The following is a 22,923-nucleotide window of genomic DNA, read 5'->3' on the forward strand; positions in this document are numbered from 1 at the left end:
GACGCGAGGTCTGGGTGGCTGGCTGAAATAGTCCCGTCTACTAGCGCATAATGCGGTAGGTAACGGGGGATTTTTACTTGGTTAAAATCAGTTTTCCTGTCTTGGTTACGCGCAGCTGGTACTGCTGGTTCTGATGGTCGATCAGCAGTATGCCGTTTTCACCAAGGAGTTCCCGGCTGTCTATTTGTGCGGGTCTTGTCGACTGCTCAGAGTAAAGGCCCAGTCCCGGCTGCAGGGAAGTAGAGGATGAGTTTGTTGATTTCATACTAATAATGATAACCAATTACAATTTGATAATAATTATCATTTAAAAAATAGACTTCAACAAGTTTTCTTTTTTTAAAAATGGCAATAATCACAATGTGATTGTTTTATAAGAAATAAATTAATTTCATAACGAAATTAATTAATAAGGTAAACTTTTCTCAGTGAAAGAGGAGAATAAAGAAAGTCCTTTACTACCGGCAGGTTAAGAAACTGAGCATTAAAGAAACCTCTGAGGCCACCGATTACAGTACATCTCAGGTCTGCAGGATTCAGGCCCTGTACAGAGCCTGGAATTAAGCACATTTTCTGTGGAAGGAAATTAAATCACCCGAACAACCTTAGTCTGTTTGCATGGTAAGCAATGTGCTCGCCAATAAAGCTGGAAATGAAATAATAGCTGTGGTCGTAACCAGTATGATACCGGATCGACGCATTGATGTTCATCTCACTGCATACTTTCTCAAGGCTTTTGGTACGTAGCTGCTCTTCATAAAAGGCGTCATTCAGCCCCTGATCAATGAGGATTTCTGGTAATTTTTCACCCTGTAAAATGAGGCTGACTGGATCGTAGGCTTCCCACGTTTTTCTGTTTTCACCCAGGTATGCGGTAAATGCTTGCTGCCCCCATGGCACCTGAGAAGGTGATACGATCGGGGAAAATGCCGATACACTCACATATTCACTAGGATTTCGCAGAGCCAAAACCAGAGCACCTAACCCTCCCATGGAATGACCGGATATAGATTTTCTTGTCGTTGCAGGAAAATGATTCATGACGACATCCGGAAGCTCTCTGAGAATATAGTCATACATCCTGTAATGCACATTCCACGGCGGTTCTGTCGCATTCAGATAAAAACCGGCTCCTTGACCAAGATCGTAGCCGTCGGCATCAGGGACATTATTACCCCGAGGACTGGTATCTGGGACAACAACGATGATGTTGTGCTGGGCTGCATAATTCTGCATACCCGATTTGGTGATGAAATTCTGCTCAGTACAGGTCAGTCCTGACAGCCAGTACAGCACCGGTAGTTTTTCTGTTACTGCTTTAGGAGGAAGATACACACCGAAATTCATTTCACAATTAAGGGATTGTGAATAATGTCGGTACACGTTTTGCCAGCCGCCAGAGCTGGCATGCTGCTCGATGAGTTCCATCAGCTGTTATCTCATAGTTAGTTCCCCTGACCGGAAGTCAGGGGGAAGTATCTTTAAATCCGGACGTCAGATTATTTCAGTTTGAGTTTGTTAACGTTCTGATGGGATCAGTAATGAATCACTGTCCGGATAGATTTACCTTCATGCATAAGCTCGAAGGCGTCATTTATTTCATCAAGTGTCATCGTATGGGTGACAAACGGCTCAAGGTCAATGTTGCCCTTCATGGCGTCCTCGACCATGCCGGGGAGCTGTGTACGGCCTTTAACTCCGCCAAACGCGGAGCCTTTCCATACCCTGCCGGTGACCAGTTGGAAAGGACGGGTGGAAATCTCCTGTCCGGCGCCCGCTACCCCGATAATGACGGACTGTCCCCATCCTCTGTGAGCACTTTCCAGCGCTGCACGCATGACGTTAACGTTACCGATACATTCAAAGGTATGGTCAATACCCCACTTATTGATATCCAGCAGAACATCTTTAATCGGTTTGTCATGGTCATTTGGATTGATGCAGTCGGTGGCGCCGAACTGACGGGCCAGGTCAAATTTTGTCGGATTAATATCAATAGCGATAATACGCCCCGCTTTTGCCTGACGCGCTCCCTGAACCACAGCCAGACCAATTGCACCCAGGCCAAAAATGGCAACAGAATCGCCGGGCTGCACTTTAGCCGTGTTATGGACGGCGCCAATACCGGTAGTCACGCCACAACCCAGCAGGCAGACGTGTTCAGGGTTCGCCTCTGGGTTAATTTTTGCCAGAGAAACCTCGGCCACTACGGTGTATTCACTGAATGTGGAGCACCCCATGTAGTGGTAAAGAGGCTGACCGTTGTAAGAAAAGCGGGTGGTTCCGTCAGGCATCAGCCCTTTCCCCTGTGTCTCGCGAACCGATACACAGAGGTTTGTTTTACCGGACTGACAAAATTCACACTCTCCGCATTCGGCGGTGTAAAGCGGAATGACATGGTCACCCGGCTTCACACTGGTGACGCCTTCACCGACTTCAACGACGATACCGGCTCCCTCATGGCCGAGAACCACCGGGAAAACGCCCTCAGGGTCATCCCCGGAGAGGGTAAAAGCATCTGTATGGCAAACACCTGTGTGGGTGTTTTTAATCAGCACCTCGCCTTTTTTAGGCGGAGCAACATCAATTTCAACAATCTCCAGGGGCTTCCCTGGTGCAAATGCAACAGCGGCACGTGATTTCATGCGTAATTTATCCTTAATGTAATAATGGCCTCAGCTATTTAAGATAGGCACGAACCAGCTCAATCGTATCGTCAACTGATTTCCTGACTTCATGGCTGTAGCTGTCATTCTGGTCAAAGGTCTCCCGTATGTGACTTTCCAGCACTTCTGCCATCAGTCCGTTAGCTGCGCCCCGGACGGCGGCGATTTGCTGGAGAACGGCGCGGCATTCAGCGCCGTTTTCTAGCGCTCTTTCCAGAGCATCAATCTGCCCCTTGATGCGGCGAACCCGGGTAAGTACCTTTTTTTTCTCTTCCGGAGTACTGGGCATTGCTTACCTCACTGCTTTGTATTTCATATACTCTAGTGGAGTATTATATTTAAATCAATGTATACCCCACTATAGTATATGGGTGTAAAAGCGCACCAACACCGATATGAAGAGGTACTGTTAAATTTCGTCGGGGATTAGGGGTGAGTAGCTCTCTGTGATAGTCAAAAATGCGCTTAACGTACAATAATTATCGATATCCAAACTGATCCCAATAATGTTGGTTAAAAGAGAAATTTATAACTAAAAGGAATATCAAAGCCGTTTATGTTATTTCACTTCCCTCTTCGCCTGCGGTTAACTCATCCTCAACGACTTCATTAATAATAAACACTTTTCAGGATGGCAAACATGGCACTTAAACTTCGCGTACTCTCTTTCGTACTGGCAGCAGGGCTAGTCAGCACCGCCGGTATCGCTCAGGCAGACCAGCTGGACAACATTAAAAAAGCGGGCGTTATCAACATTGCTGTATTCGACAGCAACCCGCCGTTTGGCTACGTTGATGCTAAAACCAAGCAAATCGTCGGCTATGACGTAGATATTGCTAACGCTATCGGTAAAGCGTTGGGTGTCAAAGTTGAGCTGAAAGCAACTAACCCGGCTAACCGTATTCCTCTGCTGGCGTCGAAGAAAGTGGACCTGATTGCCGCTAACTTCACCATTACTCCAGCGCGTGCTAAAGAGGTTGATTTCAGCGTGCCCTACTTTGCTACTGGCCAGAAGTTTATTGCCCGCAAAGGGGTGTTAAAGCAGCCTGACGACATCGCTAAGCTCCGCATTGGTGCAGACAAAGGCACCGTGCAGGAAATTACTCTGCGCGACAAATACCCAACCGCTAAAGTGATCTCTTATGACGACACGCCGGTGGCCTTTACCGCCCTTCGCAACGGTAACGTTCAGGCTATCACTCAGGATGACGCTAAGCTGGTAGGCCTGCTGGCTAATCTGCCAGACGCCGTAAAGGCTGACTTTGAGATTTCTCCGTTCAGCATCACCAAAGAGTATCAGGGGGTTGGCGTGACCAAGGGGGAAACTCGCCTGGTTGAAGAAGTGAACAAGGTGCTGCTGGCGCTGGAAAAAGACGGTGAAGCGCTGAAGATTTACGACCGCTGGTTTGGCCCAGAAACCAAATCCGCCATGCCGCGCGGTGACTTTAAGTTTGGTGCGGTAGAGCCGGATCCGTCAAAAGGGTAATATCCTCAGTCGGTAAAAAGCGGGACTCGGTGCGAGTCCCCTTTTAAGTTTTCGGCCCGGGCACATACACTGTGCCCGGGCCTTTGCGGATAAGAATACGATGAACGAAAAGATAACCCAGTGGCTGATGGAGCCCCAGTATTTGGGGTGGCTGTGGGATGGATTTCTACTGACGCTTGGGCTGTCTGCGATCTCTATCGTTACCGCAACGCTTTTAGGCGCTGCCGTTGCCGCCGCACGGGACAGTCATTTGTCCTTTTTACGGCTTCCTGCCGTCGCTTTCTGCTCCCTGTTTCGCAATACTCCGCTGCTGGTTCAGCTGTTTTTCTGGTATTTCGGCGTAGGAAAACTGCTGCCGGAAGGGGTCATCCCCTGGTTGAATACTCCCCACGAAGTCACTCTGTTTGGAATAACCGCTGCGTGGCCTTCGTTTGAATTTATTGCCGCTACGTTCGGCCTGATGGTTTACTTCAGCGCCTTTATCGCTGAGGAAATTCGCTCCGGCATTCGCGGCGTGGCTGCCGGCCAGAAAAACGCGGCGCTGGCGCTGGGTCTTACCAATTGGCAGGCCATGCGTTACGCAATTTTGCCGCAGGCGATAAAAATCGCCTTTCCGCCGCTGCTCGGCCAGTACATGAACATTGTTAAAAGCACCTCTCTGGCGATGGCCATCGGCGTGGCAGAGCTGTCTTACGCGTCGCGCCAGGTTGAAACAGAAACCCTGCGCGCGTTTCAGGCCTTTGGCGTGGCGACGGTGCTCTATATTGCGACCATCGCTCTGATGGAGGCGTGGGGCGCGTGGTATGGGCACCGTATGTTGGCGAAAGGAAGGCGCTGAAAATGGACTTTACCGTTATCTACGACAATCTGGACTATATGCTGTGGGGCGCTTACCCTGACGGGCCGATAGGCGGCGCGGCGTTAACGCTGATTATCAGCCTGATAGCCGGGGTAGCCTCGGCGATACTGGGAATTATTCTCGGCGTTCTTCTGGCGATGTTTCGCGGCTGGGCTGGCGGGCTGTTAGCCGCTTTTCTCGGCTTTTTCCGTGCCATTCCCGTCATTATGCTGATCTTTTGGTCCTACTTTATGTTGCCGATGCTGTTTGGCATTGATATCCCGGCCATTACGTCGGTGATTTGCGCGCTGGCGCTGATTTCAGCAGCCTATCTGGCTCACGGCGTAAAGGCGGGCATTATCGCTATCGGTGCCGGGCAGTGGCAGGCGGGCATGTCTCTTGGGTTTAACCGCTGGCAGGTGCTGTGGTACATCGTTTTACCTCAGGCGCTGCGTATGATGGTGCCTTCGTTTATCAACCAGTGGATATCGCTGATTAAGGATACATCGCTGGCGTACGTGGTGGGTGTCGGCGAGCTGACGTTTCTCGCCACGCAGGTCAATAACCGCAGTATGGTGTACCCGACAGAAGTCTTTCTGTTTATCGCGCTGGTTTATTTTTTGCTCTGTCTGGCGTTGGACGTCATTGCCAACGCGCTCAGCGAAAGATATGCCGTGAGTGGAAAGGGCACCAAGCGCCGCCGCGCCTTTTGGCAGTACCTGCTGCCGATAAAGACTAAACCCGGCCCGGCTTAAACTATTCGTTCTGTTCAGAAGGCGCTTCGTGCGCCTTTCTGGCCAAAAACCAGTAGGAGTAGACGGCGTTAAGCAGCACCACCAGCGCAGTAACGACAAATACGGCGCGAAAGCCTAGGCTGGCGGCAACGGTGGATCCCAGCAGAGGGCCACTGACGTTGCCGATATCTCGGAACGACTGGTTATAGCTGAAGATCCTGCCCGCTACCTGATTGCTGCACTGATAAATCAACAGCGACTGAACGGCGGGAAGCAGCGCGCCGTCAGCAGCACCCAGCAAAAAGCGTAGGGCTGCCAGCTGCCATGGGTTTTGCACGATCGACATCGGCAGCAGCACCAGAATAGAAAAAATCAGCATCGCCACAAGTATTCGCTCTGGCCCGATGCGATCTCCCAGCTTTCCCAGACGCGGCGCACTAAGCAGTGCAGCAAAGCCCGGTACGGAAGCGATAAATCCGCTGACAAATGCCAGATTATTGATATTGCCCGCCAGATCACGCACGTACAGTGTCAAAATCGGCGCGATAGAGCCGCTCGCCACCTGAATAATCATGGTGGTGATAAACAGCCCCAGAACCAGCTTCGGTCGTTTAAGGGAGGCAAATACCTGACGACCGCTGAGCATATCCTTCTTGTGAACGCGAACGAACTGCTCTTTGACGGCAAACAGCGTTAGTAAAAAGCTGATGAACAGCACGGTGGCCGTAATGAAGAAAACCGGGCGAAGCCCGTAGTTATCCGCCAGAAAGCCGCCGATGATGGGGCCAAGCAGCGCGCCGCTGACCGAGCCGGTAGACAGAGTGCCCAGCGCCCAGCCGCTTCGGTTTCTTGGTACTTGCGTGGCGATCAGCGCGTTGGCGTTCGGTACAAAGCCTCCCAGCACCCCGAGCAGGGCGCGCAGGATAAGAAACTGCCAGACGTTTTGCGCCAGCCCCATCAGCATCATGATAATGGCCATTCCTAGCGCTGAGCGCAGCAGCATCAGCTTTCTTCCGCGCCGATCCGCTAGCCCGCCCCAGAACGGTGAAGCGATAGCGGAAAACAGAAAGGTAATGCTGAACGCCACGCCCGACCACAGGTTAAGCTCCGTATGGCCCGTTACGCCAAGCTGCTCAATGTACAGCGGTAAAAAGGGCATCACTAGGCTAAACCCAGCCCCGGTCAGGAAGCATCCCAGCCATACCACGTAGAGGTTGCGCTGCCAGTTAACGGTTGAAACGCTGACAGTTTCTGGTTCTGTCGTCATGAATCACCTGCAAACGGCAAAGAAGAAAAAAGGAGTGCCTACACATCATAGTGTAGGTCGGCGTTAGTTTAAGTTGCCATTAATGCCGCTTTTTTAAAACCCACGCAGAGGTTAAAAACAGGGCGCTACATCAAGTTTATCCCTGATAAATATTCCAGCCTCGCGCTTTCCATAGCGCAGGCAGTTCACTCATGTGGTGAAAAGAGGTGACCAGTGGGTGGTCTATGGGGTGCGTATGGGGATCGGCACAGTAGTAAAAGACAGGAATACCGGCGGCGATGCCCGCGTTTGCGCCGGAAACCGAGTCTTCCACCAGAATGCATTTCTCTAACTCGACGCCAAGGCGCTCACTGGCGAAGGCAAGCAGGGCTGGGTCTGGCTTCCAGCGCTGAATATCAAAGGCGCTGTAGAGGCGATCGCCAAAAAAGTTGAGCAGGTGAGTGAGCCCCAAAGAGTGCTGCATCTTGCTGACTGGCCCGTTGGAGACCACCGCCATTGGTACTGTCATACCTTCCAGAAGGGGCCGAATGCCATCAATCGGCTGCAGGTGGTCTTCAAACAGCTCGGCCATGTTCTGGCGATAGGCTTTTTCAAGAAGCTCGTCGGTCTGGTTCAGGCCGTACTCTTTTCTGACTTCGTCAAAGACCTGATAGAGATTGGTGCCCTTGAAGCGCGAAATGCACTCTGGCGTTGAAAGGGGAATACCGTAGTGATTAAAAACCATAGAAAACGATTCACAGCAAAGCACTTCGCTGTCGACCAGCGTACCGTCACAGTCGAACAGAACGCACTCAACCGATTTCATTTTGGGCTCCTTGATATGGGTAGTCGTCACGGGGTTTTTATCACACAGACCGTTGATAGTAGAACACCGAGACGGTAAATGACAGCCCGCTGTTTATTTTACTTTTTTTAGCGCCACAGCCAGACGTTGAGCCTCAGCTGCCTTCACTGGGGATAGCGGAATAGTGAAAATAAACCATGCAATCGATTGCCCATTTTGGTATATCTAGCGACTTGGTTTTTTTACCCTTTCTTCACACACTTTCTTCGGATATCGACATGAACAAACCGGTTTCTGGTCCTGCTGACAAGCAGGGGCTGTTAGAGCGCGTGTTTCAGCTACATCAGCACGGTACCACCGTGCGCACTGAGATCGTGGCCGGCTTCACGACGTTTTTAACCATGGTTTATATCGTCTTCGTCAACCCACAAATTTTGGGTGTGGCGGGGATGGACACCGAGGCAGTTTTCGTTACAACCTGCCTGATAGCGGCAGCGGGCAGCATTTTTATGGGCATACTGGCAAACCTGCCGGTAGCGCTGGCGCCCGCGATGGGGCTTAACGCCTTTTTTGCCTTCGTCGTGGTTGGCGCGATGGGGCATAGCTGGCAGGTAGCGATGGGCGCTATTTTCTGGGGCTCGGTTGGCTTCCTGCTGCTGACGCTGTTTCGCATTCGCTATTGGATGATCGCCAGTATTCCGGTTAGCCTGCGGGTGGGGATCACCAGCGGTATCGGCCTGTTTATCGGCATGATGGGGCTAAAAAACGCCGGCATCATCGTTTCTAACCCAGAGACGCTGGTAGCGGTAGGCAACCTGACCTCGCTGCCGGTAGCGTTGGGCGTGCTGGGCTTTTTCATTATTGCTGTACTGGCGGCGAAGAACATTCACGCCGCAGTGCTGGTGTCGATTGTCGTGACCACCGGTATCGGGCTGGCGGTTGGCGATGTGACCTATCAGGGCGCGGTTTCTATGCCGCCGAGCATTGCCAGCATCATTGGGCAGGTTGACGTTAAGGGCGCGCTGGATATCGGTCTGGCGGGCGTGATTTTCTCCTTTATGCTGATCAACCTGTTTGACTCCTCTGGTACGCTGATTGCGGTTACTGACAAGGCCGGTCTGGCGGATGAAAACGGCAAGTTTCCGCGCATGAAGCAGGCTCTGCTGGTGGATAGCATTACCTCCACGGCAGGGGCTTACCTCGGTACGTCGTCTATTTCTACCTATATCGAAAGCTCATCCGGTGTATCTGTAGGCGGCCGTACCGGCCTGACTGCGGTGGTCGTCGGGCTGTTGTTCCTGGTGGTGATTTTCCTGTCGCCGCTGGCGAAGATGGTTCAGCCTTACGCCGTAGCCGGGGCGCTGATCTATGTGGGCGTGCTGATGACGTCCAGCCTGTCGCGGGTGAAGTGGAATGACCTGACGGAAGCGACACCGGCGTTTATTACCGCTGTGATGATGCCGTTTACCTTCTCTATTACTGAAGGCATTGCGCTGGGCTTTATTTCTTACTGCGTGATGAAAGTGGGCGTAGGCCGCTGGCGTGAAATCAGCCCCTGTGTGCTGGTCGTGGCGCTCTTGTTCCTGTTTAAGATTGTGTTTATTGACCACTAGTTTTTGCGGATATCGACTAGAGCGTTTCAGACTATCTGAAGCGCTCTACATATCTGACCTGCCTAACGTCAGCTTTTTCCTGTCAGCGTTTTTAAAAGCGCTACCAGTTGACCCTGTTCCTGATGCGATAGGCGCGATAGAAACGCGCTGTCTACGCTGTCAGCAACGGGTATTGCCGCCTGCATAGCGGCCTCTCCTTCTGGCGTCAGATAGATAAAGCGCCTGCGCTTGTCTTCCGTACCTCTTTCTCGGCGAATCAGCCCGCGCGTTTCCATGCGCGCCAGCATTTCAGCCAGCGTGGCCTTAGTGCTAACTGCCGCATCAATAAGCTCTACCTGCTCGATACCCGGCCGTTCGGCAACGGCGAGCATGACCGCGTACTGCGGCTTTGTCAGATCCGGCAGCGCCCTGAGCCATTCGGCGGTATGTTCCTGAAACAGCTGGCGCATCAGGTGAAAAGCAAGATGTTCGAGTTTGATTCTCATGGCGTTCCTCGTGCGGCAGAGGCTTAAGGGTTCATCTCGGCAGTATATTTCAACGTTTGCCCGGCGTTAACGGTTTTTATCCCTCTTTTGCGACTAACGTTCTTATAAGAACTTTTTTTACGCTTTCGGCTTGCCATTCTCGGGCAGCGACGATAAATTACTTAACCATAAAGTTCGTATACGAACAATATGGGTTGGAGCCACGATGAAACTGATTGTTGGAATGACGGGCGCTACCGGTGCTCCGCTGGGGGTTGCTCTGCTTAAGGCATTGAAAGAGATCCCTGATGTGGAAACGCATCTGGTGATTTCGAAGTGGGCCAAAACGACGATTGAGCTGGAAACGCCGTGGCGCTTTCAGGACGTCGCCGCGCTGGCTGACGTTTACTACAGCCCGGCGGATCAGGCTGCGGCAATCTCGTCGGGTTCGTTTAAAACTGACGGCATGGTGATTATACCCTGCAGCATGAAAACGCTGGCGGGCATCCGCGCGGGCTATGCCGATGGTCTGGTGGGGCGAGCCGCAGACGTAGTGATTAAGGAAAAGCGTCGGCTGGTTCTGGTGCCGCGGGAAACGCCCCTTAGCCCTATCCATTTAGAAAATATGCTGGCGCTGTCGAATATGGGGGTAGCGATGGTGCCTCCGATGCCCGCTTGGTACAACCACCCTAAAACCATCGATGACGTAACCAACCACATTATTGCCCGCGTGCTCGACCAGTTCGGTCTGGAGCACCCTGGCGCTAAACGCTGGCAGGGGTTATCCCATGCCGCCAGCCCGAGTGACGATATTAATTAGAAGGAGATAAACATGGCATTTGACGATTTGCGCAGCTATCTGCGCGCGCTGGAAGAGCACGGTCAGCTGCTCAGGATTGAGGAGCAGGTGCAGGCAGAACCGGATCTTGCTGCCGCTGCTAACGCAACTGGCCGCATCGGTGAAGGCGCTCCCGCACTGTGGTTTGACAACATTGAAGGCTTTACCGACGCACGCGTAGCGCTAAACACTCTTGGCTCGTGGAAAAACCACGCGATCGCCATGGGCCTGCCGCCCAATACGGGAACCAAAGAGCAGATTGCGGAATTTATTCGCCGCTGGGAAAACTTCCCAGTTGCTCCCGTGCGCCGCGAGAGTCCACCCTGGGCGGAAAATACCGTCGACGGCGAAGATATCAACCTGTTCGACATTTTGCCCCTGTTTCGGCTAAACGACGGAGACGGCGGGTTCTATCTCGATAAGGCCTGTGTGGTTTCCCGCGATCCGCTGGACCCAGACCATTTCGGCAAGCAAAACGTCGGCATTTACCGTATGGAAGTGAAGGGCAAGCGCAAACTGGGGCTACAGCCAGTGCCAATGCACGACATTGCGCTGCACCTGCACAAGGCGGAAGAGCGCGGGGAAGACCTGCCCGTCGCTATTACACTGGGCAACGACCCGATTATTACGCTGATGGGAGCGACGCCGCTAAAGTACGATCAGTCCGAGTATGAAATGGCGGGAGCGCTGCGCGGCTCTTCCTATCCTATTGCCACGGCACCGCTGACCGGTTTCGACGTTCCCTGGGGCTCTGAGGTGATTCTGGAAGGGGTGATTGAAGGGCGCAAGCGGGAAATCGAAGGGCCGTTCGGCGAGTTTACCGGCCACTACTCCGGAGGTCGCAATATGACGGTGGTGCGCATTGATAAGGTCAGCTACCGCACCAAGCCAATCTTTGAGTCGCTCTACCTTGGCATGCCCTGGACCGAGATCGACTACCTGATGGGCCCGGCAACCTGCGTGCCGCTCTATCAGCAGCTAAAGGCCGAGTTCCCGGAAGTGCAGGCGGTGAACGCCATGTACACCCACGGCCTGCTGGCGATTATTTCCACCAAGAAGCGCTACGGCGGCTTTGCTCGCGCTGTGGGGCTGCGCGCCATGACTACACCGCATGGCTTAGGCTACGTGAAGATCGTCATTATGGTGGACGAGGACGTCGACCCGTTCAACCTGCCTCAGGTGATGTGGGCTATCTCTGCCAAAGTCAACCCGGCAGGGGATTTGGTTCAGCTGCCTAATATGTCCGTGCTGGAGCTCGACCCGGGCTCTTCCCCGGCAGGCATTACCGACAAGCTGATTATTGACGCCACCACGCCAGTGGCACCGGATAACCGCGGCCACTACAGCCAGCCGGTGCGCGATTTGCCGGAAACCAAGGGTTGGATTGAGAAACTGAACGCGCTGCTGGCGAATAAGAAGGAGGAAGCATAATGATTTGTCCACGCTGTGGTGATGAACACATTGAACTGATGGCAACGTCTCCGGTGCCTAACGTCTGGACGGTACACCAGTGCCAGCACTGCCTGTACACCTGGCGCTCCACAGAGCCCCTGCGCCGCACCAGCCGCGAGCACTATCCCGAAGCGTTTAAGATGACGCAAAAGGATATCGACGACGCGCCTCAGGTGCCGACCGTACCGCCGCTGCTGGCGGAGGGGAATCGCTAGGGCTCGTTTGAGGCCATGATTAACGTCGGCGATAGCGTTGAGCTTTCGCCGACGGATGTCATGGCGTCTTTAAACGGCGCGGAGGTAGTTTAAAAAGTCGAGGGACGGCAATAAACCACTGTATGTAGCCTGAAGCAAAGAATGTTAACCAGATTAGAAAGAGCATGATGTAGCTGTTGGTCAACGTGTTTATTTCGCCAGAAAAACATAGATCGTCGAGCAGAAAGATGAGAGCGGTAATAGCGAGGGAGACAATGCTCAGGGGGGCGCAGACTATCATCATTGCTAATGTCATGACACTAATCAGCTCAATGATATATTTCATCTCGCTAAGCACGGTCAACCGATATATTGAAAATACCAAGATCGATAGGCTTAACAATAGCCACAGTATTTGAGCGCTATTGATAATGTATCTTTTAGCCACGTTAAGTCCTTTGATGTCCAGTTTGTCCGGCAGCGTTTTATGACTGTTTAGAAGAGGCTGCCCGCGCGGCCTTATTCTGCTTTTCCTTTTCCAGCGCTTCTAAGAACAGGCTGAAAAACTGTGCGGTGGGGTACCAGCCGTCGTCTTTGCGTATCACCGGCATATCAAAGTTGAATATAAAGGTTGCGGCTCCAACCTCTGTACTGTTGGCGTACTTTACTTTCAGCGGGCACAGGTAGCGTTCGCTCCCTGCTTCCGCGTCCTGGCGGCAGTTATCGGTGACGTTAACCCAGCGAACGCGCTGTTTTAGCGGTATGAAACCAGGCTCTCGCTCTCGGGTTCGTAAATAGTTATCCAGTTGATTGAGCCCCGCCATAAAGGCGTCGGTGATTTTGTATTTTTCCTGATAGATCAGGTAGTTTTGGAAGTTGGCGTCTTTAACGCGCTCAACGATCGCCTCCTTCCCTTCCGTAATGATGACTTGGCCGCCACTGCCGACGCGGTAGCCAATTTCGCCAACGACGTTTTTCTCGCCGCTGGCAAGGTGGGTGCCTCGGTAGGTTACGCTGGCCTTACAGCTCTTTTCGTTACTCTGCCTATCGAACGCCGTTTCAATAAAGTCTGAGACCGACGCATAGGTAAAGGAAATGGCACTTTTGCGATTACCGCCCGCGGCCGTGACTTTGTCTATATCCTGATAGCTGAGTTCGAACTGCTGTGAGAGCTGGGCTCTTACGCCGGAGTCATCACAGAACTGTTCATTTGGCAGGATGTCTTTTTGTATAAAGTACCCGGCAGCGCCAAGAATGAGCGCTAGCCAGAACAGCTTGGACAGACAGCCTCTTTTTTTCTTGGGTTTCTTTACTTTGGGGTCATTTACCTGAGCTGCCGCGGGTTTAGGCGACGTCTTGGAGAGCGGTTTGCTCTTTTTGACTTTCTTGGTTGCCTCTTTTCTTTCCGGCTCTTTTTTCACCAGTCCTTGGGTTTCAAGCCATGCCAGCAGATCTTCTTCCCGGCTAAAGCTCAGCTCTGGGCGCTCGTCCAGCGCCTTTTTGGCCTTTTGTAACGAGCTGGAATTCAGGATCCCCGAATAGTAAAGCAGCATGAGCCATTCAAGCGTGACGGCCTGCGCATCTGCGTCATTTGGCGCTTGCGTTAGCGAGGAAGCAGCGTTAGCGTCCTGCTCTGGCTCTGGCTCTGGCTCTGGCTCTGGCTCTGGCTCTGGCTCTGGCTCTGGCTCTGGCTCTGGCTCTGGCTCTGGCTCTGGCTCTGGCTCTGGCTCTGGCTCTGGCTCTGGCTCTGGCTCTGGCTCTGGCTCTGGCTCTGGCTCTGGCTCTGGCTCTGGCTCTGGCTCTGGCTCTGGCTCTGGCTCTGGCTCTGGCTCTGGCTCTGGCTCTGGCTCTGGCTCTGGCTCTGGCTCTGGCTCTGGCTCTGGCTCTGGTTCAGACTCGGGTTCTGGCTCTGGTTCAGACTCGGGTTCTGGCTCTGGTTCAGACTCGGGTTCTGGCTCTGGTTCAGACTCGGGTTCTGGTTCCGACTCTTCTGTTTCAGTAGCGGCGCTGTTCGATAAGACTTCAGCCTGAGAAACGCTGGGGCGTTCGCTGATGATCCGGTTTTCTAACAGCCAGTCGATAGCGCCCTCTTGTGTATCAAAGGCGATGTGGGAAATAAACTGGAGGTAGAGTTTGGCGCGGCTAAGCTGATCGGCAGTGATAAGCTGGCGTTCAAACAGGCCATTAAGCAGGTCGTTTCTCAGTTGACTATCGGACATTCCTTTCCTATTTCCCTACGTTATTCAAGTTGAGGTTAGCTTTATGACGATACATTGGTATCACTCGTCATAAAATTAGCTGGCAAGATCTCCTAGGGTACGCAGAATAAAAACGACTATAGCAAACCCGACTAACAACTTGATATAGAAAGGTGTTTTGTATTCTTTTCTCGGTACCTGACCGCCACCTTGCTTTATCGATCTGTTTGTTTTTTGTATGAATGGTTCTGATTGAATGAGAGGTGCTTCCTTCTCAACCAGCTCTACCGTTTCCTCAATCGTAGCCTGAGCCATTTGGCGATCTGGTCTGTCGTCCACCAGACCCTGCTCTACCAGCCAGGTAAACAGCCGATAGGCGGTGTTAAAACGCAGATCGCTGCGGCGAAGCAATATCGGGCGCACGCTAGCAAACTGCCCGTCGGTGATAAAGCCGGTATTATGAAGCTGTGTCAGCAGCTCCAGCGTCTGTCGCTGCGTGTCGGTTTCGCTATTCGTTAAGGTCGTCATATCGTCAGCGTCTTCTGGTTTATTACGTTTCTGGTTATACCCTATTTTGCAGTCAGCGCCGAGCGCCATCGGCGGCAAATGTGACCATACTGGTCAGCGGCTCAGGGCTAAAGCTCAGCGTATCGGCGTCAATCCGCCAGACGGAAATTTGCTCAGCCGACAACGGTGTGTCACAGGCGGCGCTCCAGAGCACGTCATTATCTCGCTGAATGTAGCAGAAAGGCGAGGGTGAAAAATCGGTTCGAACTGTCCGCTGGGAGGGAGAAACGGCAATCTGCTTCATCTGCCAGACGCCTTTGGCAGAAAGCTTAAGCACCGACTCACGAAGGGTCCACAGTTGCCAAAATCCGTCCGTTTGGCTGCTTTCCGGTAGAGAAGCAAGCCAAAGGCACTCTTCTTCGCTAAAGCTGTACTGTGCCAGCGCCAGCAGCTTTTTTCGCGGCCTGTTTTGTTCGATATCTACGCCAACGCGGCAGCCCTGCGCCAGCGCCACAATCAGGTCGGTACCGCTGTGGCTCAGGTTAAAGTCCGGCAGCGAGGCCGAAGCAAACGAAGGCCTGCCGTTAACGGGCTCTCCCATTTCAGGCAGTTGGTCACAGCCAAACTGTCGATGCATCAGCTCTGCCAACAGCCAGCGCCCGGTAAGAAACTGACAGCGGCGCTGTGGCGTGAAAGCCTCGCTTTGCGTCAGAATGGACGGTGACAGTCGCGCCAGCGAAGGAGGCAGCCAGTTTTCATCTGGCAGCCTCACTGTAGCGAGCGTTAGGGAGGGGGGCTGTGACATAGGTTTTTATGGCCAACGTTTAATAATGAGCGACGTATTGATGCCGCCAAAGGCAAAGTTGTTGGACTGAATGTATTCCGTGTCGATGCTGCGGCCTTCTCCCATAATATAGTCCAGCTGCCCACAGGCAGGATCGGGATTTTCCAGATTGATGGTCGGAGCAAACCAGCCGCTGCGCATCATTTCCAAACTCAGCCAGGCTTCCAGCGCACCGCAGGCGCCCAGCGTGTGGCCAAAGTAGCTCTTCAGGGAGGAAATAGGCGTGCTGTCACCGAAAATCGCCTCTGTGGCGAGGCTTTCAGCCACGTCGCCGCGTTCTGTTGCCGTGCCGTGGGCAGAAATGTAGCCAATGTCTTTTGGCGACAGGTTTGCCGACGTTAACGCCTGTTCAATGCAGACTTGCATGGTTTCTTTGCGCGGTTGAGTAATGTGGGCCGCATCGCAGTTGGTAGCAAAGCCGACAATCTCACCATAAATCGTGGCGCCTCGCGCCTGAGCGTGAGAAAGCTCTTCCAGGATCAGCGTGCCTGCGCCTTCGCCAATGACCAGTCCATCGCGCTTGGCGTCAAACGGGCGAGGCGACAGCTCCGGTGTGTCGTTCATCTGGCTGGTGGCGAACAGGGTGTCGAATACGGCGGCTTCTGAAGGGCACAGCTCTTCCGCACCGCCGGCTACCATCACGTTCTGATAGCCGTGCTTAATGGCTTCGTAGGCGTAGCCGATAGCCTGACTGCCTGACGTACAGGCGCTTGACGTCGGAATAACTCGCCCGCGCAGGCCGAAAAACAGACCGGTATTAACCGCAGACGTATGGGGCATCATCTGTACGTAGGTAGTGGCGGTAATGCTGTAGACGTTTTTGTCGTTCAGCATGGTGCCAAACTCGCCGATCTGCTTAGTGCTGCCGGTTGAGGAACCGTAGGCGATACCGGTACTGCCGTCGGTCAGGGCCTCGCTGTCCAGTAGACCGGCCATCTCCAATGCCAGCTCAGTAGCGCGAGTGGACAGCAGAGAAACCCTGCCCATAGAGCGGATCTTCTTGCGGGTATAGTGTTCAGGAAGGGCAAAGTCGACAATCGGTGCGCCAAGATGCGTATTCAGCCCGGCAAACTCTGTCCATGGCTGCATAAACCTGACGGCGTTCTGGCGCTTTTTGAGTGCGGCACAAACGCTTGGCCAATCGTTGCCGAGGGCAGTAACGCCGCCCATCCCGGTAATAACAACGCGACGTGTCATATCATTCCTCCGTTAATCGATATGACCTGACGGGTGACGTAAGCCGCCGCGTCAGACATTAAATAGCTGGCTAGCCCTGCCACTTCTTCTGGCATCCCCATACGCTTTAAGGGGATCATCTTCATGGCTTCGTCCAGCGCGATCGGCTCCATATCCAGAATGCCGGTGTCAATCAGCCCGGGTGCAATGCAGTTAACCGTAATCTTTCGCTTTGCCAGTTCCAGCGCCAGCGCCTTGGTGGCGCCGATAATACCGGCTTTTGCGGCGCTGTAGTTAACCTGCCCGCGGTTGCCCATCAGGCCGGAAACGGACGACAGCGTGACGATCCGTCCTCCCTGACGTAAACCGATCATCGGCATCACGCAGGGGTGAATAACGTTATAGAAGCTGTCCAGATTGGTGTGGATAACGCCGTCCCAGTCGCTCTCAGTCAGGGCGGGAAACGCGCCGTCGCGGATAATGCCCGCGTTGCTGACAACGCCGTAGTAGGCGCCGAACTGCTCGATATCCCGCTCAATCTCTTCGCGACACTGCTGCCGCTGGCTGATGTCAAAACGCAGGAGGCGGCCATTGCCTCCCGCACTCTTAATTTGATTCAGCGTTTTTTCTGCGCCGCTTCGGTCGCTTAAGTAGTGGACGACAGCGGTAAACCCGTCCTGAGCGAGGCGAAGGGCGATAGCCTGGCCGATGCCTTTACTGGCGCCGGTCACTAAAACAGAGCGGGTCATGGCGTAGTTTCCTGTGCGTTGGGCGGCTGCATGAGCTGCCGCAGTTCCATATCGTCCGGCTGGTAGACGTTCAGCTTTGCGCGAGTGGCGTTTTCTTCCCCGTTCAGGGCGATGCGGCAGTCAAAGCTGGCGAGTTTGTCGTCCTGTAGCAGCATGGTGACGCTGACGGTAAGGCTGCTGCCGTGGGGATAGGCACCCACCGAGGACTTAAAGCCGCGGCTGCCCAGCAGCATGCCAAGCTTTGGTTCACGGCCAAGCTTTAGCCCGTGCCAGCCGCGCCAAACGCCAATGGTTTGCGCCATGATTTCAATGGCGAACCAGGCGGGCAGATCTCCTTGAGGCGTCAGAAACGGCGCTAAAACGCCGTCTTGGGCAACGCGCACTTCACACACAGCGCCTTCGTCATCAACGGCGAGCACGTTCTCGACAAACACCATCGGGAGTTCGTGCGGAAGGTAGCTGGCCGCTGGTTGAAATTCCGTCATCCCACTTCTCCTAACAGTATGCAGGCGTTATTTCCACCAAACGCGAACGAGTTGGAGATAATCGCTTTTTTTGTCAGCCGCCGAGGCTGCGTAACAAGATGAATGTCAGCAATAGTGTCGTCTTTGTCCGACGATGAAAAGTCCTGAACCGGCAGGGTGAGATCGCGATCGAGGATTAGCCAAGAGAGAATTGCTTCGGTAATTCCCGCAGCGCCCAGCGTGTGCCCTGTCAGGTGTTTGGTTGAGCTGCACGGCGTCTCGGAACCAAAAACGCGGTGAACCGCAAGGCTTTCTGCCGAATCGTTAAGGGGCGTTGCTGTACCGTGCAGGTTAACGTAGCCCACTTGTTCTGGCGTCATGTCAGCCTGAGCCAGCGCCATGCGCATGGCGCGCTCTGCCCCTTCTCCCTGTGGGTGAGGGGCGGACATGTGCCAGGCGTCTGAGGATTCACCGTATCCCAGCAGCGCCACGCGAGACGGCTCACGGGTAAGTAGAATCAGCCCGGCGCTCTCGCCGATGTTAATGCCGTCGCGATCTTTAGCAAACGGGCGGCAGCGCTGATAGGAAACGGACTCTAAGCTGTCAAAGCCGTTGATCGCCATGCGGCACAGACTGTCTGCACCGCCAACCAGCGCAGCGTCCGCCAGCCCTGCCTGTATCAGACGAGCGCCGCTGATGATGGCGCGCGCGCTGGAGGAACAGGCGGTAGACAGGGTATAGGCCGGGCCGTTCAGCGACAGCAGCGCGGCTAAAAATGAGGAGGGATCTCCCAGCTCCTGCTGCTGGTAGTGATAGTGTTCGGGAAGTACGCCGTGCTCAAGCTGATGGGCTATCGCCAGTTCACCCTCATGAATGCCAGACGTGCTGGTGCCCATGACCACCGCCACGCGGTGAGTGCCAAAACGGGCGATGGCGTCGTCAACCTGAGGGCGGATTTGCGCCAGCGCTGACATCAGCAGGCGATTGTTGCGAGAGCTATGGCGGGAAAGATGCGGTGGAACGTTTGGCAGTTCGCAGGTAGCGGCGCCTATCCAGGTTGATTTCCCGTTCAGCAGCCAGCCGTCTTTAGGGGCAAGCCCGCTGCGCCCTGAGGCCAGGCTGGCGCTGATTTCGTTCAGCTCGCTCCCCAGCGAGTTAGTCAGGCCAGCGCAGGAAATAGAGATCATGAGGCAGTATCCATATTCTGTATCTGAATTTGGTAGCCAAAGCCGTGATGGATGATGGCAACAGGCTGGCGCTTGCCGCCTTCACTGTGATAGAGAATTTCGCTCACGGTTTCGCCTTGGCTGTCCAGCAGCAGGCGCTGGTCTCCGCGCTCTACCAGTGACCACCCTTTGGGCAGGTTTGGCGCCCAGTCTGCGATTGGCCAGTAGCTCATCATAATGTCTGAGAGAACCTGCTCTGCCGGAGGCAACTGCCCAAGGGCAACGGACTGCTCGGTATGGATCCCCTCTGCGTCGTAAGTCACTTTAAACAGGCGTATGCCAATGGGGGAAAGCGCAGCCAGCGTGATTTTTTGACCATCGGCGTCCAGCATCACCATGAGCGACTGTGCCTTGCCGTCAACCGTTGCCGTCAGTAGCTGCTGCTGACTTAGCGGCGCGCTAAGCACTGGTGCGGGCAGAGCAACGCGCGCGCCGGGCTTTAGCCAGGCCTGAGGATGCGATCCGCTTTGCGACAGCGAACAGCCGCAAAGCAGCAGAATAAGTAGAGTCAGTGGCGCCCACGACGTTATTTTCATGAAGATTCCTTTTCGGGGGGCAAATTGGGCAGCGCCAGCGGCGACAGCAGGAAAGCCGTCAATATACCACCGCTGAGCACCAGCCCAAAGCCGGAGATGGCCTGCGTTCCGCTGGCGGCCAGCAGTCCAAAGCTAAGTTCAGTGGTAATCGCAGCCATAAAAATGGACAGCATGGAGGTGGACGGCGTCCCCGCAGGGTTACTGAAAAACAGCGTGTAGTCCATGCCGATGCCGAGCACTAAAACCAGCGCCAGCAGCGAGAACAGGTTTAGCGTTTGGCCGCTGAACCCCAGTGCCGCAAGCCCTATGCCCAGCGATAGCAGCGTGGGGATCAGACAGCGCAGACCCTGATGCAGGCCAAATCGGAACAGGAACAGCAGGCCGACCACCGCAACGGTGACCATCAGAATGGTCGTCAGGTGCTGTCGGTAGGTAGAAAACAGCGTGGAAAATTCGCTGTGTTTGTCCACCCAAACCACGCCAGCCTGAGTATTGGCAATATGCCGCAGCGCGTCGGGTTGAGTGACACCGTTAACCGGAACAAGCACCGCAGAGTGCCCATCCGGCAGGCTTAGCCACAGCAATTTCCAGCCTTCACTGGCCGGGCTTTGCAGCCAGTCATTCAGGGATGTTGGGGTATTTTCCAGCGGCGTAAATTGAGCGGGAAGCCCAACGTCCTGAAGCTTTTTGACTATCTCGGGAGCGCGCTGGTTGATTAGCGCAATGTTGTCGAGCTGCCGCCTGTCTGATGAAAAAGGCAGCCGACGATAGCCCTGTAGCGCCCCGTCCTGCTGGGCGGTTTCCAGCGCGCTGTCGAAGGCCTCCAGCCGCTGTAGCGTTTGCTGCGTTGAGTCACCGAAGACCATAAACCACTTTTGGTCACTGTGCTGGCCAGTCAGGGCGGCAATTTTCTTTTCCTGCTGCTGAAACTCAGGAGGCAGGGTTTGCAGCTTGCGAATATCGTCATCAACGCGAAGCTGAGAGACGCCAATAGCGGTAATCGCCAGCGCCAGCAGCGGAATGCCAAAGCGAACGCTGCGCTGGTAGCGCCACCCGTCCAGCCAGCGGGAAAAAAACGCCGGGCGAAGATGGGGGCGAACGCGCAAATGGCGGGAAAGCGCTGGGTACCAGCAGACGACCGTCAGGAATGCACCGCTGAGCCCGGCGGCGGCAAAAATAGCCAACTGCTGTAGTCCAGGGAACGGGGCGATAAAGAGCAGCAGATAGGCCACTGCGCTGGATAAGACCGCCAGCACCAGCGCCGGAAACAGCTTCTTCATGCTGGTAAGTCCGCTCTCTTCGTCGCCGTGGATCAGCCGCTCGGTCAGGTAGTGCAGCGCGTAGTCGATAGAAATGCCCACCACGCTGGTGCTCATTACCAGCGTCATCACGTGTATTTCACCGAATAGGGCAAAAACCGCCACGCTGCCGCACAGGGCGCCGACGGTCAGGGAAAGCAGGGTGAGCCAGAGGGGCTTTAGAGAACGAAAAACAAACAAAATCAGCAGGATAATGCCTAGGCCTGATACAGTGCCGATGGTCGAAATATCGTTCTGAGCCTGCTGGCTGGCGTAGTCGCTGTAAAACAGCGTGCCGCGCTGCAACACTTCAGTGCCGGGCCACTTTTCTTCCAGCTGCTTTTTCAGCGCGCTAAGCTGCTCTACCGTCTGGCGAGCGCTTTGAATATCGTACGATGAGGCGTTTAGTTCTCCGCGAATGAGGAACCAGACTTTCCCCTGCTCGTCGCGGCTGACGAGCCAGCCGTCGCTGAGGGTGAGCGGACCGCCGCTAAGCTTCTGCCCTATCTGTGCGGCGCGCATGGTTAGCAGGGGATCGTTGCCGAGCTCAACGGCGCTGACGCCGGCAAACGGCGAGTAAACCTGACTGAGCACCCAGTCTGCCTGCGCTGACGGTGAGGCATTCAGGCGCTCGCGGGTGGCATCGTCAAGCAGCGCGTAGCGGTGTTCAAAGTAGAACTTTCCCCAGGCCTGCTGGCGCTCAGAGTCCATACTGCCAGTGATGTCGCGCAGGGCACTCATTTGCTGAAGCTGCTGTTGCCACCAGAGCGCCGGAGCGCTGCCCGTACCGTCGGCTGGAGCAACCATCCAGACCAGCTGGCGGTCGAGCCGCTGATTAAACCCGGCCTCCAGTTCTGGCGGTACGTTTTGCGCGTGCTGGTTTGGCAGCAGCGCCATAACGCTGCTGTTAAGCCGGCTATCCGGCAGGATTACAACCAGCGCAGCCAGCAGGGCGATAACGCAGGCTAGCCATCCCAGCGCCAGTCGACGGTGTATCTCAGGGCGAAAAATAGCGTTTTTCATCGGGGGTTAGCGCGTCTGGCTTAGTTTTCTGGTTGAAGAAGCGAATGTGTGTGCCGTCTCCCTGCATATCCTCAATGCGAATTTCATCAAGAAATTCAGCGCCGTTCAGCGAGATGCTGCGAAACAGTTTGTTGAGCGGCATTGTCGTAGGCTGTAGATCCAAACGCCAGCGCTGTTGGCCGAGGTCGCTAAACGACAGGGTAAAGTTTTGCTCAAGGGTTTGGCGATCGGCGTGAAACAGAGCGGTCAGCAGAGAGTTGAACTGAAACATCTGCGGGTGGCTCTGGGCGGTGACAACCTGCGGCGCTTGGCCGGATATGCGCTGCTCCATTTTGGTATCGGTCATCAGCATGGTCATAGCGAACGGTGCGCTTTGATTCCAGACCAGGCCTTTTTCCGGCGCGATAAGCAGATTGCCGCTGGATTTCAGGGGCTGAGACATGCCGCTGATGGTACGCTGTTGCTCAAACTGGGCGCGCAGAAGGGTATTTTGAGAAAAACGCTGCTGTAGATCGTCCAATGTGACCGCATGGGCAATGAACGGCATGCTGATTGCCGCCGCACAG

General features: G+C 54.4%; 24 protein-coding genes and 1 pseudogene. 8 read left to right on the forward strand and 17 right to left on the reverse strand.

The window, feature by feature from the left end; genetic code table 11:
• Positions 1 to 73 precede the first annotated feature (73 nt).
• Positions 74 to 265 carry a hemin uptake protein HemP gene (gene hemP, locus DQM29_RS17735; RefSeq protein WP_111742152.1) on the reverse strand — a complete coding sequence of 64 codons (192 nt, stop codon included), beginning with the start codon at positions 263 to 265 and terminating at the stop codon, positions 74 to 76.
• Between the two features lie 167 nt (positions 266 to 432).
• Here hemP and DQM29_RS17740 point away from each other — a divergent pair.
• Positions 433 to 564, forward strand: a pseudogene (locus tag DQM29_RS17740) (recombinase family protein); the annotation flags it as partial.
• A gap of 27 nt (positions 565 to 591) precedes the next feature.
• Here the strand turns inward: DQM29_RS17740 and fghA are convergent.
• From fghA to frmR, 3 genes are all read right to left on the reverse strand, one after another.
• Positions 592 to 1,428, reverse strand: a complete 837-nt coding sequence (gene fghA / locus DQM29_RS17745) for an S-formylglutathione hydrolase (protein WP_111741893.1) — start codon at positions 1,426 to 1,428, stop codon at positions 592 to 594.
• 107 nt (positions 1,429 to 1,535) lie between these two features.
• Positions 1,536 to 2,645: an S-(hydroxymethyl)glutathione dehydrogenase gene (frmA, locus tag DQM29_RS17750; protein WP_111741894.1), complete on the reverse strand. Its 1,110-nt coding sequence runs from the start codon at positions 2,643 to 2,645 to the stop codon at positions 1,536 to 1,538.
• 34 nt (positions 2,646 to 2,679) lie between these two features.
• Positions 2,680 to 2,955 (reverse strand): formaldehyde-responsive transcriptional repressor FrmR, encoded by a 276-nt coding sequence (gene frmR, locus DQM29_RS17755; protein ID WP_111741895.1) that lies wholly within the window; start codon positions 2,953 to 2,955, stop codon positions 2,680 to 2,682.
• 342 nt (positions 2,956 to 3,297) lie between these two features.
• On the opposite strand from frmR, the gene DQM29_RS17760 reads away from it, so the two are divergent.
• The 3 genes from DQM29_RS17760 to DQM29_RS17770 all read left to right on the forward strand — a co-directional run bounded on the left by DQM29_RS17760 (position 3,298) and on the right by DQM29_RS17770 (position 5,745).
• Positions 3,298 to 4,152, forward strand: coding sequence for an ABC transporter substrate-binding protein (locus tag DQM29_RS17760; RefSeq protein ID WP_111741896.1), 855 nt, complete (start codon positions 3,298 to 3,300; stop codon positions 4,150 to 4,152).
• Between the two features lie 100 nt (positions 4,153 to 4,252).
• A complete protein-coding gene (locus tag DQM29_RS17765) occupies positions 4,253 to 4,990 on the forward strand; it encodes an amino acid ABC transporter permease (protein ID WP_111741897.1) in 738 nt (245 codons plus the stop codon).
• Between the two features lie 2 nt (positions 4,991 to 4,992).
• Entirely contained in the window at positions 4,993 to 5,745 is a 753-nt protein-coding gene (locus DQM29_RS17770; RefSeq protein ID WP_111741898.1) for an amino acid ABC transporter permease, read from the forward strand.
• A 1-nt stretch (position 5,746) separates the two neighbouring features.
• On the opposite strand, the gene mdtG is transcribed toward DQM29_RS17770, so the two are convergent.
• Complete coding sequence (gene mdtG / locus DQM29_RS17775) at positions 5,747 to 6,991, reverse strand: multidrug efflux MFS transporter MdtG (RefSeq protein ID WP_111741899.1); 1,245 nt, start codon at positions 6,989 to 6,991, stop codon at positions 5,747 to 5,749.
• 136 nt (positions 6,992 to 7,127) lie between these two features.
• Positions 7,128 to 7,796, reverse strand: coding sequence for a 6-phosphogluconate phosphatase (gene yieH / locus DQM29_RS17780; RefSeq protein ID WP_111741900.1), 669 nt, complete (start codon positions 7,794 to 7,796; stop codon positions 7,128 to 7,130).
• Between the two features lie 257 nt (positions 7,797 to 8,053).
• Between yieH and DQM29_RS17785 the strand changes: the two genes are divergently transcribed.
• Positions 8,054 to 9,388, forward strand: a complete 1,335-nt coding sequence (locus DQM29_RS17785; RefSeq protein ID WP_111741901.1) for an NCS2 family permease — start codon at positions 8,054 to 8,056, stop codon at positions 9,386 to 9,388.
• Positions 9,389 to 9,456: 68 nt separating this feature from the next.
• Here the strand turns inward: DQM29_RS17785 and DQM29_RS17790 are convergent, their stop codons facing one another.
• A complete protein-coding gene (locus DQM29_RS17790; protein ID WP_111742153.1) occupies positions 9,457 to 9,867 on the reverse strand; it encodes a MarR family winged helix-turn-helix transcriptional regulator in 411 nt (136 codons plus the stop codon).
• Between the two features lie 211 nt (positions 9,868 to 10,078).
• Between DQM29_RS17790 and DQM29_RS17795 the strand changes: the two genes are divergently transcribed.
• The 3 genes from DQM29_RS17795 to DQM29_RS17805 are packed head-to-tail and all read left to right on the forward strand — an operon-like array spanning position 10,079 to position 12,357.
• Entirely contained in the window at positions 10,079 to 10,672 is a 594-nt protein-coding gene (locus tag DQM29_RS17795) for a non-oxidative hydroxyarylic acid decarboxylases subunit B (protein WP_111741902.1), read from the forward strand.
• A 12-nt stretch (positions 10,673 to 10,684) separates the two neighbouring features.
• Positions 10,685 to 12,121 carry a non-oxidative hydroxyarylic acid decarboxylases subunit C gene (locus DQM29_RS17800; RefSeq protein ID WP_111741903.1) on the forward strand — a complete coding sequence of 479 codons (1,437 nt, stop codon included), beginning with the start codon at positions 10,685 to 10,687 and terminating at the stop codon, positions 12,119 to 12,121.
• The gene (locus DQM29_RS17805) at positions 12,121 to 12,357 is read left to right on the forward strand and encodes a non-oxidative hydroxyarylic acid decarboxylases subunit D (protein WP_111741904.1); all 237 of its coding nucleotides are present in this window, start codon (positions 12,121 to 12,123) and stop codon (positions 12,355 to 12,357) included. The genes DQM29_RS17800 and DQM29_RS17805 overlap by 1 nt, the downstream gene beginning before the upstream one ends.
• 464 nt (positions 12,358 to 12,821) lie before the next feature.
• Here the strand turns inward: DQM29_RS17805 and DQM29_RS18330 are convergent, their stop codons facing one another.
• From DQM29_RS18330 to DQM29_RS17865, 10 genes are all read right to left on the reverse strand, one after another.
• A complete protein-coding gene (locus tag DQM29_RS18330; RefSeq protein ID WP_197708838.1) occupies positions 12,822 to 14,555 on the reverse strand; it encodes a procyclic acidic repetitive family protein in 1,734 nt (577 codons plus the stop codon).
• Positions 14,556 to 14,630: 75 nt separating this feature from the next.
• On the reverse strand, positions 14,631 to 15,062 hold the full coding sequence (locus DQM29_RS17825; RefSeq protein ID WP_145960387.1) for a hypothetical protein: 432 nt from the start codon (positions 15,060 to 15,062) through the stop codon (positions 14,631 to 14,633).
• A gap of 52 nt (positions 15,063 to 15,114) precedes the next feature.
• Positions 15,115 to 15,846: a 4'-phosphopantetheinyl transferase family protein gene (locus tag DQM29_RS17830; protein ID WP_111741907.1), complete on the reverse strand. Its 732-nt coding sequence runs from the start codon at positions 15,844 to 15,846 to the stop codon at positions 15,115 to 15,117.
• Between the two features lie 6 nt (positions 15,847 to 15,852).
• Positions 15,853 to 17,082 carry a beta-ketoacyl-ACP synthase gene (locus DQM29_RS17835; RefSeq protein ID WP_111741908.1) on the reverse strand — a complete coding sequence of 410 codons (1,230 nt, stop codon included), beginning with the start codon at positions 17,080 to 17,082 and terminating at the stop codon, positions 15,853 to 15,855.
• The gene (locus DQM29_RS17840; protein ID WP_111741909.1) at positions 17,079 to 17,810 is read right to left on the reverse strand and encodes a 3-ketoacyl-ACP reductase FabG2; all 732 of its coding nucleotides are present in this window, start codon (positions 17,808 to 17,810) and stop codon (positions 17,079 to 17,081) included. Before DQM29_RS17840 ends, DQM29_RS17835 begins: the two co-directional genes overlap by 4 nt.
• Complete coding sequence (locus DQM29_RS17845; protein WP_111741910.1) at positions 17,807 to 18,295, reverse strand: hotdog family protein; 489 nt, start codon at positions 18,293 to 18,295, stop codon at positions 17,807 to 17,809. Before DQM29_RS17845 ends, DQM29_RS17840 begins: the two co-directional genes overlap by 4 nt.
• The gene (locus DQM29_RS17850; RefSeq protein WP_111741911.1) at positions 18,292 to 19,461 is read right to left on the reverse strand and encodes a beta-ketoacyl-[acyl-carrier-protein] synthase family protein; all 1,170 of its coding nucleotides are present in this window, start codon (positions 19,459 to 19,461) and stop codon (positions 18,292 to 18,294) included. The genes DQM29_RS17845 and DQM29_RS17850 overlap by 4 nt, the downstream gene beginning before the upstream one ends.
• Complete coding sequence (locus DQM29_RS17855; protein ID WP_111741912.1) at positions 19,458 to 20,036, reverse strand: DUF3261 domain-containing protein; 579 nt, start codon at positions 20,034 to 20,036, stop codon at positions 19,458 to 19,460. Before DQM29_RS17855 ends, DQM29_RS17850 begins: the two co-directional genes overlap by 4 nt.
• Positions 20,033 to 22,357: an MMPL family transporter gene (locus DQM29_RS17860; RefSeq protein WP_111741913.1), complete on the reverse strand. Its 2,325-nt coding sequence runs from the start codon at positions 22,355 to 22,357 to the stop codon at positions 20,033 to 20,035. The genes DQM29_RS17855 and DQM29_RS17860 overlap by 4 nt, the downstream gene beginning before the upstream one ends.
• The gene (locus DQM29_RS17865) at positions 22,332 to 22,904 is read right to left on the reverse strand and encodes a LolA family protein (protein ID WP_232054974.1); all 573 of its coding nucleotides are present in this window, start codon (positions 22,902 to 22,904) and stop codon (positions 22,332 to 22,334) included. Before DQM29_RS17865 ends, DQM29_RS17860 begins: the two co-directional genes overlap by 26 nt.
• Positions 22,905 to 22,923 lie beyond the last annotated feature (19 nt).

It is taken from the genome of Leminorella richardii (assembly GCF_900478135.1).
Taxonomy (GTDB): domain Bacteria; phylum Pseudomonadota; class Gammaproteobacteria; order Enterobacterales; family Enterobacteriaceae; genus Leminorella; species Leminorella richardii.

Excerpts from the sequence above, each read along its gene's own strand:
- hemP (WP_111742152.1), bottom strand. The coding sequence starts at position 265 with ATGAAATCAACAAACTCATCCTCTACTTCCCTGCAGCCGGGACTGGGC.
- fghA (WP_111741893.1), bottom strand. The coding sequence starts at position 1,428 with ATGGAACTCATCGAGCAGCATGCCAGCTCTGGCGGCTGGCAAAACGTG.
- frmA (WP_111741894.1), bottom strand. The coding sequence starts at position 2,645 with ATGAAATCACGTGCCGCTGTTGCATTTGCACCAGGGAAGCCCCTGGAG.
- frmR (WP_111741895.1), bottom strand. The coding sequence starts at position 2,955 with ATGCCCAGTACTCCGGAAGAGAAAAAAAAGGTACTTACCCGGGTTCGC.
- DQM29_RS17760 (WP_111741896.1), top strand. The coding sequence starts at position 3,298 with ATGGCAAACATGGCACTTAAACTTCGCGTACTCTCTTTCGTACTGGCA.
- DQM29_RS17765 (WP_111741897.1), top strand. The coding sequence starts at position 4,253 with ATGAACGAAAAGATAACCCAGTGGCTGATGGAGCCCCAGTATTTGGGG.
- DQM29_RS17770 (WP_111741898.1), top strand. The coding sequence starts at position 4,993 with ATGGACTTTACCGTTATCTACGACAATCTGGACTATATGCTGTGGGGC.
- mdtG (WP_111741899.1), bottom strand. The coding sequence starts at position 6,991 with ATGACGACAGAACCAGAAACTGTCAGCGTTTCAACCGTTAACTGGCAG.
- yieH (WP_111741900.1), bottom strand. The coding sequence starts at position 7,796 with ATGAAATCGGTTGAGTGCGTTCTGTTCGACTGTGACGGTACGCTGGTC.
- DQM29_RS17785 (WP_111741901.1), top strand. The coding sequence starts at position 8,054 with ATGAACAAACCGGTTTCTGGTCCTGCTGACAAGCAGGGGCTGTTAGAG.
- DQM29_RS17795 (WP_111741902.1), top strand. The coding sequence starts at position 10,079 with ATGAAACTGATTGTTGGAATGACGGGCGCTACCGGTGCTCCGCTGGGG.
- DQM29_RS17800 (WP_111741903.1), top strand. The coding sequence starts at position 10,685 with ATGGCATTTGACGATTTGCGCAGCTATCTGCGCGCGCTGGAAGAGCAC.
- DQM29_RS17805 (WP_111741904.1), top strand. The coding sequence starts at position 12,121 with ATGATTTGTCCACGCTGTGGTGATGAACACATTGAACTGATGGCAACG.
- DQM29_RS18330 (WP_197708838.1), bottom strand. The coding sequence starts at position 14,555 with ATGTCCGATAGTCAACTGAGAAACGACCTGCTTAATGGCCTGTTTGAA.
- DQM29_RS17825 (WP_145960387.1), bottom strand. The coding sequence starts at position 15,062 with ATGACGACCTTAACGAATAGCGAAACCGACACGCAGCGACAGACGCTG.
- DQM29_RS17830 (WP_111741907.1), bottom strand. The coding sequence starts at position 15,846 with ATGTCACAGCCCCCCTCCCTAACGCTCGCTACAGTGAGGCTGCCAGAT.
- DQM29_RS17835 (WP_111741908.1), bottom strand. The coding sequence starts at position 17,082 with ATGACACGTCGCGTTGTTATTACCGGGATGGGCGGCGTTACTGCCCTC.
- DQM29_RS17840 (WP_111741909.1), bottom strand. The coding sequence starts at position 17,810 with ATGACCCGCTCTGTTTTAGTGACCGGCGCCAGTAAAGGCATCGGCCAG.
- DQM29_RS17845 (WP_111741910.1), bottom strand. The coding sequence starts at position 18,295 with ATGACGGAATTTCAACCAGCGGCCAGCTACCTTCCGCACGAACTCCCG.
- DQM29_RS17850 (WP_111741911.1), bottom strand. The coding sequence starts at position 19,461 with ATGATCTCTATTTCCTGCGCTGGCCTGACTAACTCGCTGGGGAGCGAG.
- DQM29_RS17855 (WP_111741912.1), bottom strand. The coding sequence starts at position 20,036 with ATGAAAATAACGTCGTGGGCGCCACTGACTCTACTTATTCTGCTGCTT.
- DQM29_RS17860 (WP_111741913.1), bottom strand. The coding sequence starts at position 22,357 with ATGAAAAACGCTATTTTTCGCCCTGAGATACACCGTCGACTGGCGCTG.
- DQM29_RS17865 (WP_232054974.1), bottom strand. The coding sequence starts at position 22,904 with ATGCCGTTCATTGCCCATGCGGTCACATTGGACGATCTACAGCAGCGT.